10 protein-coding genes are annotated in these 12,655 nt (G+C 46.7%); 4 read left to right on the top strand and 6 right to left on the bottom strand.

Annotation, left to right across the window (positions count from 1 at the left end; all coding sequences use genetic code 11):
* Position 1: 1 nt before the first annotated feature.
* On the bottom strand, positions 2 to 934 hold the full coding sequence (locus ACFVS2_RS03120; RefSeq protein ID WP_390230762.1) for an ABC transporter permease: 933 nt from the start codon (positions 932 to 934) through the stop codon (positions 2 to 4).
* Between the two features lie 397 nt (positions 935 to 1,331).
* Between ACFVS2_RS03120 and ACFVS2_RS03115 the strand changes: the two genes are divergently transcribed.
* The 3 genes from ACFVS2_RS03115 to ACFVS2_RS03105 all read left to right on the top strand — a co-directional run bounded on the left by ACFVS2_RS03115 (position 1,332) and on the right by ACFVS2_RS03105 (position 4,417).
* The gene (locus tag ACFVS2_RS03115) at positions 1,332 to 2,642 is read left to right on the top strand and encodes a helix-turn-helix domain-containing protein (protein ID WP_390230759.1); all 1,311 of its coding nucleotides are present in this window, start codon (positions 1,332 to 1,334) and stop codon (positions 2,640 to 2,642) included.
* 173 nt (positions 2,643 to 2,815) lie between these two features.
* A complete protein-coding gene (locus ACFVS2_RS03110; RefSeq protein ID WP_390230756.1) occupies positions 2,816 to 3,754 on the top strand; it encodes an alpha/beta hydrolase in 939 nt (312 codons plus the stop codon).
* Positions 3,755 to 3,889: 135 nt separating this feature from the next.
* Positions 3,890 to 4,417: a GNAT family N-acetyltransferase gene (locus tag ACFVS2_RS03105; RefSeq protein WP_390230753.1), complete on the top strand. Its 528-nt coding sequence runs from the start codon at positions 3,890 to 3,892 to the stop codon at positions 4,415 to 4,417.
* Between the two features lie 71 nt (positions 4,418 to 4,488).
* Here the strand turns inward: ACFVS2_RS03105 and ACFVS2_RS03100 are convergent, their stop codons facing one another.
* The 4 genes from ACFVS2_RS03100 to ACFVS2_RS03085 all read right to left on the bottom strand — a co-directional run bounded on the left by ACFVS2_RS03100 (position 4,489) and on the right by ACFVS2_RS03085 (position 8,862).
* Positions 4,489 to 5,376: a DMT family transporter gene (locus tag ACFVS2_RS03100; RefSeq protein ID WP_173617781.1), complete on the bottom strand. Its 888-nt coding sequence runs from the start codon at positions 5,374 to 5,376 to the stop codon at positions 4,489 to 4,491.
* Positions 5,377 to 5,549: 173 nt separating this feature from the next.
* Positions 5,550 to 7,619 carry an acyltransferase family protein gene (locus tag ACFVS2_RS03095; protein ID WP_390230749.1) on the bottom strand — a complete coding sequence of 690 codons (2,070 nt, stop codon included), beginning with the start codon at positions 7,617 to 7,619 and terminating at the stop codon, positions 5,550 to 5,552.
* Positions 7,620 to 8,281: 662 nt separating this feature from the next.
* Positions 8,282 to 8,476 carry a hypothetical protein gene (locus ACFVS2_RS03090; RefSeq protein WP_390230746.1) on the bottom strand — a complete coding sequence of 65 codons (195 nt, stop codon included), beginning with the start codon at positions 8,474 to 8,476 and terminating at the stop codon, positions 8,282 to 8,284.
* Between the two features lie 113 nt (positions 8,477 to 8,589).
* The gene (locus ACFVS2_RS03085) at positions 8,590 to 8,862 is read right to left on the bottom strand and encodes a hypothetical protein (RefSeq protein WP_255322385.1); all 273 of its coding nucleotides are present in this window, start codon (positions 8,860 to 8,862) and stop codon (positions 8,590 to 8,592) included.
* Positions 8,863 to 8,979: 117 nt separating this feature from the next.
* On the opposite strand from ACFVS2_RS03085, the gene ACFVS2_RS03080 reads away from it, so the two are divergent.
* Complete coding sequence (locus tag ACFVS2_RS03080) at positions 8,980 to 10,596, top strand: multicopper oxidase family protein (protein WP_390230742.1); 1,617 nt, start codon at positions 8,980 to 8,982, stop codon at positions 10,594 to 10,596.
* 42 nt (positions 10,597 to 10,638) lie between these two features.
* On the opposite strand, the gene ACFVS2_RS03075 is transcribed toward ACFVS2_RS03080, so the two are convergent.
* Entirely contained in the window at positions 10,639 to 12,603 is a 1,965-nt protein-coding gene (locus tag ACFVS2_RS03075) for an ATP-dependent DNA helicase (RefSeq protein WP_390230739.1), read from the bottom strand.
* Positions 12,604 to 12,655 lie beyond the last annotated feature (52 nt).

Below are 12,655 nucleotides of genomic sequence, written 5' to 3'. Positions count from 1 at the left end.
GCTACCTCCCCCTGCTCGATAGTTTGATTCGTGGATCGATGAACATATAGGCCAGATCAATCAAGAAGATAATGAGCACCAAGATGGCACTGTAGAATACTGTCGTTCCCAGAATAACGGGATAATCTCGATTGAAAATACCATCGACGAAGTACTTGCCGATCCCCGGTACGGCAAAAATCTTTTCGACGACGAACGTTCCGGTTAACAACCCCGCGATAAGCGGTCCCATAAACGTAACGATCGGCAAAATCGCGTTGCGGATTCCATGCTTGATCACTATCAGAAAAGTCGGAATTCCTTTTGCCTCAGCGGTCCGTATGTAATTCTGGTTCATCACGTCGATCATACTCGTACGCATATAGCGTGTAATGATGGCTAATGGTCCAAAAGCAAGTGCGAGTGAAGGCAGAACCGAGTGTTTCCAGCTGGTAAGCGTCGCTACTGGGAATAACGGCCATTTGATTGCCAAGTAATTAATGAGCAATGGCGCCATAATGAAGCTGGGTACAGCAATTCCTAATACGGCCATGACCATTGCCGCATAATCAATCCAGGTATTTCGGTTTAATGCCGCAATTGTTCCGAATAAAAGTCCGAAAAAAAGGGCAAACGCTATGGCTTGCAAACCGATCAGTGCAGATGCTCCGAAGCCATCTTTGATCATATCATTGACACCGCGTGTCTCCGACTTAATAGAAGGTCCTAAATCGAGCATGACCAAACTTTTTAGATAAAGTAAATACTGCATCGGCAGCGGTTCATCTAGATTGTATTTGGCACGCAGATTCAGCAAAATTTGCTCGGGCAACTGATCTGACTCTGACGCGAATGGATCACCAGGGATCATATGCATCAGGCTAAAGGTCAACGTTACAATGATCCACAAGGTGAGTACCATCATCAGAATTCTTTTAAGTAAATAACGTGACATCTTATAAGAGCCCCCTAGTCCAGACTTGCAAAAAGATTAAGAAAATTCAACGTACCCTCCTTTTAAGAAACCTTTAACGGAAATTAACCTAAAACATTCCTTAATTCAACAATATAGTGCCGTAATTATTTAATGTCAATTCTGATTTTTTTATTTTTTGCATCGATTCATAAAGGAATTTGCTGAAAGTTGTCAAATATACAACTATTAATACGGAATTTTTCCCTAAAACATCCCTATTTAAAATTTCGTGGTCGCTACAGCTCGCATGCCCATTTGATGGGTTATATTTAGTCTATATAAGAAAGACTGGCATACTAGAATGCCGAAAAAAGGATGGGTCTCCTTCCTGACGAATTGTTTATCCCGTAGTTTAACTTTTTTGGAGGACATTTTGATGATAAAAGTTGGCATAGTCGGTCCAAAAGATTCAGTAGATGCAATGGTAGCTGTGGGACGTGAGTTTTCCGATCACATCCTGCTCACCTCCTTTATTTATCAAGGAGTGGAACAAGTACCTGTCTATATAGCCGAAAATGATATGGAAACAGACATCTGGTTCTTCTCTGGAGTCGCCCCCTACTCGATGGCAAAAGCGCATATCGGCAAGAAAAAAGCCTTTTATCCGCAAGTCAATTCAAGTGTCCTGACCAAAGTATTGCTCGAATTGGTATACCGCGATGGTTTTTCTTTAGATCGCGTGAGCTTCGATACCATTTCGGAAGCACATTTTCGTGAGACTTTAGAGGAATTGGGCCTACACTGTGAGAATCCATACCTAAAGCCGTATAAAGAATTCAGAAAGAGATCTGAATTGGTAGCCTATCACACCCTCCTTATCCAAGAAGGCAAGGTAGACGCTTGTGTCACGGGAACGCTTTTCGTCACCGAAGAATTAAAGCGACAAGGAATCAGAGTATACCGAATGGGCTTCACGCGCTTTATATTTCGAGAGATTTTCAAGCAAATTCTGCAAGAGGGTGAAACGCTCCACTTCAAGCGCTCCCAAATTGCTGTTCAATTGATTGAGGTATCCGACATGGAAAAGCTCGTAAACGAACCTGCAAACGCGTACGAGCTACGGCGCCTCGACTTGAAGCTGCAAGAGCTCGTACTCGATTACACAGAGTCGATTTCCGGTAGCTTCGTCGCGGTCGGCAATTCCAAGTTCATTATTTTTTCCACCCGCGGATCGTATGAAGACAATCCAGATTTTCATCCCACGATCCTATTGGAAAAAATCAAGCTGCTCACCCATTCACATGCGAATATGGGAATCGGTTTTGGTGTCACAGCATTGTCTGCAGAGCGCAATGCACAGCTCGCTCTCGGTCACGCCAAAAACCATAAGGATGCCGTGATCCTCGTTGACCATGACGGTTCGATTGAAGGACCGCTGCGTCAGTCGAACAGTATCAGCTACGAATATTGGACACAGGACAAAGAAATCAGCGAAAATCTGAAAAAAGCCGGTGTCAGCATTACGACTTTTAACAAAATCCTCTCTGTCCAAAAAGCGCTGGGGCAAAAATATATCAGCGCTTCGATGATCGCAGAATGGATGGGCATGACCCCTCGCAATGCGCGAAGAATTTTAAGTGATCTTGCAGAGCACAACATCATTGAGCTCATTGGGGAAGAAACGCCAACGAACCGGGGGCGCCCACGGAAGATTTATCGCATACTCCCCTCCCCACAAACTACTTAATTGTTTCTCCATGAGAAAGGCGTAAGCTTGTGATTTCCAGAAAACTTCTTTTGTGGATCATTGCTTGCGCTTTTTTCTCGTGTTATTTCTCTCAGAGGTTCAGCTCTTTCCTCTTTCCATTCTGGTCATGCATGTAAGCTATCCAAATACTATACGAATAGGGGGTCATACACATGCCCGTTCATCCACAGATTCAACAAATATTAGACGTCTTCAACCGTTCACGCCATGATGTTGATTTCAACCAATTGACACCACAGATTATGCGAATGGCGACTGATCAAAACCGAGCTTCAGGCGAGGAACGTGAACAGGTAAAAAAGGTAGAGGATCTATCGCTTCCCTTAGAAGGTCGTTCTATTCCGATTCGTATATACACACCAGAAGGACATGCACCCTTCCCTGCACTCGTGTACTATCATGGAGGCGGATTCGTGATCGGCAATCTCGAAACGGTAGACTCGGTATGTCGCAACTTCGCAAATAACGCAAAATGCGTGGTCATTTCTATCGATTATCGGCTCGCTCCTGAACATCCTTTTCCTGCAGGAGTGGAAGATGCCTATGATTCTCTCCTATTTATTTTTGACCATGCTGATCAGTTTGGGGTTGACCCAACGCGGATAGCAGTAGGCGGAGACAGCGCCGGAGGTAATTTTGCCACAGTCGTGAGTCTCATGGCTAAAGAGCGTCAGGGCCCGCCTATCGTTTTTCAATTATTAATCTATCCAGCGGTAGGAATTGTGGACACCGCTCCCTATCCATCCATGCAGGAAAATGCGAGTGGCTATTTGATGGATGTGGAATTGCTGAATTGGTTCCTCTCTCATTATCTACCACCTGTCGATCTCCAAAATCCATATCTTGATCCGATCAACGGAGCCGATCTCACTGGTCTTCCTCCTGCCATGGTGATTACAGCCGAATACGACCCTTTGCGAGATGGCGGAAAAACGTATGCAGACAAGCTACGCGATAGCGGTGTCGATGTCGTCTATCGAAATGAACAAGGCTTGATCCATTCCTTCATCGGATTCCATACCTCCATCAAGCAAGCGCAAGAATCGTTGGATGAGATGTCGGCACAATTACGAAAAGCATTCAAAATGTAGGCCATATTGGATAAACAAAGCGTAAGCCTGCGAACAGGGGATGTTCCTCTCCTTTCTCGACTGCTTGCGCTTCCTTTTTCCAGAGAGCCATGTTCGATGGAAAGAAGGGGATTTTCTTTGGGAAGGGTGAAATCATTGATTAGACATACAGACGACCAAGTGACCATTCGCTTCGTTCGTATCGAGGATGCGGCAGCCATTTTATCTTTGCAGCGTGATGTGGTTTATGAAGGGGAATATTTTATTGCTGTTTCCGAAGAATTCGACAAAACCTTGGAGCAGCAGCTTGAGTGGATACAAAACATCATCGCCAATGACAGGGAAACCATGTTCGTAGCAGAAATAAACGATGAATTGGCTGGCATGGTCGTGTTCGTTTCTCCGGCTCGCAACCGTTTGTCTCATACAGGTTCGATCACGATGATGATCCAGAAAGCTCACAGAAATAAGGGCATCGGCAAGGTTTTATTGAAGGAGTTGTTAGCTTGGGCTGAGCAACATCCGCTCATTGAAAAAGTGAGCTTAGGGGTGTTCTCCAACAATCTGAGAGCGATTGCTTTATACAAAAGCCTTGGATTTGTGGAAGAAGGACGAAAAGTGAAAGAATTCAAGCTGGCTGAGAATGAATACGCAGATGATGTCCTGATGTACAAATTCGTATAGCGTCCATTCGTATTCCTTCCATGCAAAAAAGGACCTGCGCAACAGGTCCTTTTCTTATGAGCACGTAAGCTCTATACCGATTTAGATGGCTGAACAGATTGTTTCTTTTGAACACTGGCAACAATCACACCCACGACAATCAACAAGGAGCCTCCCACTTGAATCGACGTCACCTGCGAACCAAGCAGTAAAAACCCGACCAGCATCGCTACAAAGGGCTGCAAGTTTAGGAAAATAGCTGCTTTACCGGTCCCTACCACTTTTAATTGTTGATTCCAGACGATTCCACATATTCCTTGCATGAGGATCGCGGTCAAAATGAGCATCGCCCATGCCCACACTTCGTGGCTGATCTGCGCCCCTGGCTCGATCGTCAACAGCGCCGCAGGAGTCAAAAACAACGTACCAACCGTCGTCGAGTACACGGTGGCAATAAAAGGCTGCACGGTTTGCGTCAGTTTGCGAATGATGATCATAGAAGACGAGAATGTGACCATAGCAATCACAATGAGAAAGACTCCCTTGGAAATGGAGAGTCCTGCCCCAATACCGACTACGAAGAATGTTCCCAAGAGAGCCAAGCCAGACCCAATCTTCATACGCAAGGTAAACTGCTCCTTCAAAAACAAAGAGGCCAACACTGCGGTGACGATCGGCGCCAAGGACAGAATCAACGATGCCGTTGTCGCGTCTGTCGTCAAGAGCCCGTTGAAATAGGCCGTTTGATTCGCCAGCGTCCCGATCAATCCGAGCAATACAAGAAGTCCTAGCTCACGAGCGGTGATTTTTACGAATTTTTTGGTCAGCCACGCGTAAGTGATCAGAAACATAGATGTGAAAAGCAAGCGTACATCTGCCAAAAATAGCGGAGGAAACTCTTTGACCAACATGCTTCCAAAAACAAAATTACTGCCCCACAGCGTCACACAAAAAAGCAACAGCAAGTACGACCGAATCATGAATGTTCCTTCTTTCACCCGATGCATTATTCTTTCGTTAGTTATCGTACAGGAGAGTGCGAAAAAAGTCCATGAGCTGATCTGCTATAGTTTGATGGAAATTATGTTAGGTTGTACGCACTGTCACATAAAAAAGACCAGCGAACGAGTTGGTTCACTGGTCTTCCCTTGTTTTATTGTACCATTTCTTCCAAAGGGGGTTCCTCAGTTGCCTCTAGTGCCCCTTCCATCTGCCCTGCCTCTTCTACTGCCGTCTCTTCCGCTTTCTCTTCCTCTTTCACTTCCGGCTTCTTCTCTGGCTCTGTCGGCGCGATTGCACTCGCCACGAGTGCCGCGTATTTTTGCGAGCCTTCCTTATTCGGGTGAACACCGTCTTTGTAAAAGTAAGAGCTTTGCCCTTCACTTGCCGTATACCAATCCACAAGAACGACATGCGGATGGGATGCAGCAGTTTCCGCCAGCATCTTATTCACGACGCTTTCCCACGGTTTAGGTACGCGAGAGTTGACGAGAATGATTTGCTCGACACCATCCAGCGATTGCAGCAGCTTATCGAGCTGCCCTTTACTAAATGCGCCATTTGAGCCCAATTCAATCACGACGCGATTTCCCAATTGCCCTTTTGCCTTGAGCTGGGCAATCAGGTCAGGAGCCTGCGACATTTGTCTTCCGATTTTGGCATCCACGACGATTCCTGGCAATAGCTTCTCCAGGTGAGGAGCCACATCAAGCATGACAGAGTCACCAATCACCGTGATTCCTTTACCGGAGCCTATCGCTTTTAGCGGTTCCTGTTTTTGGTCAGGCTGTTTGGAAGCATTCGAATCTTTCTGCTTCTCCACAGGCTTCTGCTTTTGTGCGTTGTTATTTGGCTTCTGCTCGTTTTTCGGCTTTGTAGGTGGAGTAGCTGGTTTTTGAACCGTTTCCGGCTTCTTCTCTACGATTGGTACCTCAGGACCATGTGGCTTGTCGGGGACCTTTGTCTCAGTGACCGTCTGCGTTGGCTGCGTCACATTTCCAGCGGTCGCATCTGACGTGAGCGAAGCGATCCCATAATACGTGACACAAAGAGCAATCGCGCAACCAGTAGCCAATACACGGTTTAACCGTTTTGTTTTCTGTCCGGCCTTATTGGAACGATGCCAGATTCTGCCTAAGGCACCGTAGCGAATAGGCTCTTCGAGATATTTCCATGACAACGATGCCAGCAAAATGCTCGCGAGGAGCTGCAAAACCGCTCCAGGTACCGCCATCCACTCCCTTTCCGCTAAAAACGGATTCGTCCAAACGATAACAGGGTAGTGCCACAAATAAATCCCGTAAGAACGAACGCCGATCCAACGCAATGGCTTGCAGCCCATCCATTTTGCCAAGCTGCTTGCAGGATGTGCGAGTACTGCGACCAGCACGGCACTGACAACCGACAAGAGGACTAGCCCGCCCTCGTACAAATAATCATCATATTGATTCGTGTTCCAAATGCTGTACAAAAGAATCCCTAAGCTCAAGAGACCGCTTAGATCAAGCGTAATCCGCGCTTTTTGTGAAATGTTCGTCGTAAGCAAGCGACTCGGCCACATCATGGCGAGTGCGGCACCGATCAACAACCCGAATACCCGTGTGTCCGTTCCGTAATAAACACGACTCGGATCAAGACCTGGCTCATACAAAACGGCCATGGAGATGGCGGATAGTGCAGCCAGCGCCAAAGTAATGATCATGATTGGCCCCCTGCGCTTCAGGAAGCCTAGTCCTAGAGCGAGTACCAGCGGCCAAATGACATAAAATTGTTCTTCTACTGCCAATGACCACAGATGACCTAATGGTGAAGGTGGACCGAATTTTTCAAAATAAGAAACGTCATGAAAAACAAGCCACCAGTTACTCACGTACAGAACGGCTGCTCCAACATCTCCGCGGATGGTATCCAACTGGTCTGGCGAAAAGATAGCCACCCCTGCCACTACCACAAACAGCATGAGGAAAAGCGCTGGGAGCAGTCTTTTGGCACGGCGCAACCAAAAGTCTTTCATGTCGAGTCTGCCATTCCGATTCCATTCTGCAATTAATAAGTCTGTAATTAAATATCCCGATAAAACGAAGAAAATACCGACACCCAGCAATCCCCCGGGTGCCCAGTCGTAATTCAAGTGATAAATAATGACTGCGAGTACCGCCAGTGCACGAAGCCCGTCGATCCCAGCCATGTATCGGCTGCTGGAGCCTTTGATCGGTTCAGGCATGCTGGTGGCCTCCTATCGTTGCATGTTGGCGAGTGATTAATTCGTTCTGATTATTGATTCTTTTCGTACCCATCGTCCTTTTCATTTTTTTATGGTGATTCTTCGTGCTCGCCATGCAAAACATCTGCATTCTCCCCTTTTACTTCCGTTCTGTTTTCATCATTTGTTGTTGGGGGCAGTCATTACACATCGGGAATTGCGTGCTCTATGAATGCAAAAACCCCTGTTTCTGGAATCGTGCGAAAACGGGGTTGGTCTCGTTCATTATCTTTATGGAAAATGAATTCTTCCCATCATCGTTGCCCGTATTCAGGATGTGATGAACTACTCACTATCTCGTTGTTTTCTGGTCACTTACTCCCTTATATATGCACCACACCTTCCTTATATTGGATGGTCTCACAAGGAAATTACCCGGTCCTTGTCTTACGTTAGACTCTTGCTGAATAGTTGTTTGTAACCTGATTATATGACGGTTTCGGGGGATAACTCGTTACAAACTGTTTACATTCTGAACATGTTTTTTCCCGGTAAAAACGCGGGACAAAAAAAGAAGCTGCTGGTATACTTTCCCCCATCAGCTTCACGAATGTAGATCATCGCAGACCACCACTGTCAGATGCAAAATGCAACGTGTTTACTTGTCACAAAAGATTTACGGATCAATAGCCTGCATCCGTTTTAATTTTTTGAGAGTTGTATTGACATTCCTGATTGTCATTAGTTGATAAACCTTTGAGCCAATAAGTTTCTGCTTGATGTAATGCCAAATCCAAAAGCTTGTATGTATCGTCTCTTCCAATTTGTGAGGAATTGCTTTGGAATCGGTATCCCCCGAAGTAAAGCACATCAACCACGGTCATTCCCCTATCACTACCATTTTCGCCAATCGAAACGGGAAACACAAGACAAAAATAAAATCCCCATCGATTACCAGCACCGACGAGGATTTTCGCTTGATTATCCTAAGTTAAATATGATGAGTAAACAAATAATTCAAGAAAAAACCACCGCTGACAACCGCAATCACCATGCATACGATGCCACTTTTCACCCGTTCGGAAAGCAACCGCATAAATCCAAGACAGAAAAAGACTCCTGTGACCAAAAAGTAAGCGACTCCAACCCAAAAAACATTCCAAGGCAAGCTCGCAAAATCTACGTTACCCAAACGTGAACACCATCCCTGTCCGATTCTACTGATTACTTGTATGTACGATACTCCATTATAGCATTTGTTCACGCTTACTTTCCCATTTTTGCACAATGCGTAACAGAAGTGTCATACATCCCGTCTTCATGTTTTCTACACAATCGTTTGGTACGCTTTCTCCAACAGCTCAAAGGAGGAAAAGTGCACATGAACAAACGGAAAATACGCCCATGGGCTTATCCCTTGGTTCTAGGTGGCGTTTTGCTGTTATCCGCATGCTCCACTGCCACTGACAATACCACGATGGATCATAACGGACACAACATGAGTTCTTCCCCACAAACAACAACAGAAACGCAACCGCAACAAATGTCTGCATCCAGCGACTCGTCGATGGAGGTGCTTACAGGCAATACATTTACCCTTACGGCAAAAGAAAATATGCTCCACCTTGATGACAAGACCATGAAAAACGCATGGACGTACAATGGCACCGTTCCAGGTCCACAGCTTCGTGTCAAACAAGGGGAAACCATCAGTGTAACGTTGAAAAACGAATTGCCCGAGCCGGTCACCATTCACTGGCATGGCTTACCCGTCCCGAATAACATGGACGGAATCCCTGGCGTAACCCAAAATGCCGTAAAACCAAACGAAAGCTTCACCTACAAATTCAAGGTGGACGTTGCCGGGACATACTGGTACCACTCGCATCAAAACAGCGCCAAGCAGGTAGACAAAGGCTTGTATGGTTCACTAGTGGTAGAACCGACTACCCCCGAGCCAGCTGATAAGGACTTTACCCTCGTTCTGGATGAATGGATGCAGGACGATAGCATGGCGGAAATGCACGGAAGTGGTATGAGCCACGGCATGAGTGCCCCTTCTTCCGATAGCTCGTCCTCTGGTGGTCACAACATGGCCGGTACGCAGATGCCTATGAGTGACGCTGAGATGATGCCGTTGATGTATACGATCTTTTCAGTGAACGGAAAAACAGGCCCGGCAATCCAGCCTCTATCTGTTAAAGAGGGAGAGAAGGTCAGAATCCGCCTGATCAATGCCGGATACTTGAACCACAAGCTGAACCTGCAAGGTCATGAATTTAAAATCGTAGCAACAGACGGGCAACCCATCAATAATCCACCCCTCGTAGGAGGCCAACTCCTCAATATCGGGCCAGGAGAACGATATGATCTCGAATTTGTCGCAAACAATCCTGGTAAATGGTTATTAGAGGAGCGCAGCACAAATCCAGGCGCCAAGTCGCTTGTCGTACCCATCGTCTACGAAGGCTCGGAAACAAAAACAGCCAAATCTGAAGCTGGTGACATGCCAACGATAGACATTACCAAATACGGCGAGGCGGCAAAAAGCAGCTTCACACTAGAGCAAAAGTATGACATCACGTATCAAATGGATTTGAACACGGAGACGGCAGATGGAAAAATGGCCTTTACCATCAATGGAAAAACGTTCCCGGATGTCCCTCCACTCAACGTCAAAAAAGGCAATCTGGTCAAAGTCACGATGGTGAACAAATCACCAAAAGATATCCACCCGATGCATTTGCACGGACATTTCTTCCAAGTATTAAGCAAAAACGGACAGCCTATCACAGGCTCCCCTCTGGTCAAAGATACACTGAACATTTTGCCGGGTGAATCTTATGTAGTCGCCTTTGAAGCTGACAATCCAGGAGACTGGATGTTCCACTGCCACGATTTGGGCCATGCTGCGCAAGGAATGGTATCCGAAGTAAAATATGAAGGCTTCAAGCCAGATTTCGTCGTTGACCCTACTGTCGGCAACATGCCTGAATAACCATAAAAAAAGCAGGAAGCCACCCAGGCTCCTGCTTTTTTATTACGCCAATACACCGTTCAAAGACGTTTTCCACTCTACGCCAGTCGGAAAAACATCCTGAACTTGCTGTCTCAGCTGGTCATTTTGGCTCAATTGCGGACTCAAGATCGATACCAAACCGCTGTCCTCTCTCGAACGGATCAAACGCCCGATGCCTTGACGCAGTCTCAGCAGCATGTAAGGCATATCTACCTCGTCGAAAGGATTCGCTGCACTTTTTCGTTTTGCTGTAAACACCGGATCATTCGGCGGGAATGGCAGTGACCAAATGATCACATTGGACAGCGATGGCCCCGGAACATCTAGCCCTTCCCACAGACTCACCGCACAAAGGCTGCTTTTCTCGTCGTTTTGGAACTGAGAGATCAGATGGCTGATTTCCGCATCTCCTTCAAACAAGAATCGCAGATCCGTACAGGAAGGCTCGTTTTTGATTGCCGCCTTGAATTGCTGTAATTCCTCCATGGAGGAAAACAACAACAGCGCACTACCCGCTGATTTTTGCAGCAATTGGGTAGCCTGGCTCATTTTTTCCGCAAATGAGTCGATCGCAGAGAGTGTCGGTACGTAAACCTCCATTTGCTTGTCGTACTCGTACGGAGAAGCCACCGAGAACGACAGGTATTGCTCAATGCCCAAGCTGTCCGCCACATACTTGAATGTTCCATCAACTGATAGAGTCGCTGACGAAAAGACAATCGGCATCTTTTGAGAGAATACGCGCTCTTCCAGTACTTCCTGCACCTTTTTTGGCATGACGACCAAGGTTGGCCCTGTAATCTCTTCACTCATCCAGGAAATGACGTGATCGGGGTCTTGGAAAAGTCCCAGTGCTAGCTGCATCATTTCCAGATGCTCTTCGACAATTCGCAGTTGGAACTCGTCCAATGTATACAGACCACCCTCTAACGCCAGCTCTTCTTCAATCCAACTGACGAGATTTGTAAAACGGTGGATGGTTGCAATGAGTTCCGGATGAAAGTGAATTTCTTTGCGGTTGGAGCCCATCACAGCCTTGCTCTCTTCGTTCAATCGGGAGAACATCTCCTCGCTCTGAGCAATGGCTTCTTCAATGGCAATAGCGAGCTCTTCCCTGATCTCACCCTTCAAGACACGTGTAATCGTTTCTTCGAACACGGAGTGATTCAGCTTGTACGTCAGTGCTTTTTGGGCAGCAGGCTCCAGCAGATGACCCTCGTCAAAAATGACCGAGCTATGCGGTGGCAGCAATGGTAGCTGACCTCCGCGCTTGCGGATCTCATAGGTCCACACGTGCTCCATATAGAAGTCATGGGAGCAAATGATCAAATCGGCTGATTGCCGGTAATGATTTCTGGAAAGAGTCTGCCCACAGCGGTGCTGTCTGTCGCACACAAAGCAATCCTGAAAAGTATCCCAGTTCATCTGCGCCCATTCTTGGTCATCCAGGTCAGGATAGGTGCTTCGATCCCCGTACGGGTAAAACGACTGCAAGGCCTCATGTGTATGAACAAATGATGGCAGCTCTTGATAAATATGCTGGAAAGCTTCCCCTGTCTCAGGCTGGAATCTCGCCTCATCCAGCTTGCGCAAACAGACATATTGGTCCGGAGATTTTCCGAGTCTCGCGTCAATCGTCAGGTTGAGATGGCGAGCCAGTTTGGCAATATCGCCTTCCGGTTTTACGAGCTGCTCAATCAGCGACTCATTCGCACAGGCAATGATGGCGGGCTTTCTCGTATATCGTGCATAGCAGATGGCGTACAGCAAGTAAGCCAATGTTTTTCCCGTGCCTACTCCCGCCTCTGCAAAAATCGTTTGCTTTTCTATAAAAGCCCGTTCAAGCTGAAAGGCCATGTAGATTTGCTCATCACGCACCTCGAATCCAGCCTCAGGCAATACTTCATAAAAAACGTCCGCTACCCAATCACTCACCTGAGAGATGAACGGCTGGGACGGATCGTAGGCAAAAGGATAACGTTCCAATTGTGACCGGCCTCCAATAATGAAAAGAATCGTCAAGCATAGATGCCAACAT

This window comes from Brevibacillus sp. NPDC058079 (assembly GCF_042885155.1).
Taxonomy (GTDB): domain Bacteria; phylum Bacillota; class Bacilli; order Brevibacillales; family Brevibacillaceae; genus Brevibacillus.
This window is presented reverse-complemented; position numbering and strand designations above follow the sequence as displayed.

Excerpts from the sequence above, each read along its gene's own strand:
- ACFVS2_RS03100 (WP_173617781.1), bottom strand. The coding sequence starts at position 5,376 with ATGATTCGGTCGTACTTGCTGTTGCTTTTTTGTGTGACGCTGTGGGGC.
- ACFVS2_RS03080 (WP_390230742.1), top strand. The coding sequence starts at position 8,980 with ATGAACAAACGGAAAATACGCCCATGGGCTTATCCCTTGGTTCTAGGT.
- ACFVS2_RS03115 (WP_390230759.1), top strand. The coding sequence starts at position 1,332 with ATGATAAAAGTTGGCATAGTCGGTCCAAAAGATTCAGTAGATGCAATG.
- ACFVS2_RS03110 (WP_390230756.1), top strand. The coding sequence starts at position 2,816 with ATGCCCGTTCATCCACAGATTCAACAAATATTAGACGTCTTCAACCGT.
- ACFVS2_RS03120 (WP_390230762.1), bottom strand. The coding sequence starts at position 934 with ATGTCACGTTATTTACTTAAAAGAATTCTGATGATGGTACTCACCTTG.
- ACFVS2_RS03095 (WP_390230749.1), bottom strand. The coding sequence starts at position 7,619 with ATGCCTGAACCGATCAAAGGCTCCAGCAGCCGATACATGGCTGGGATC.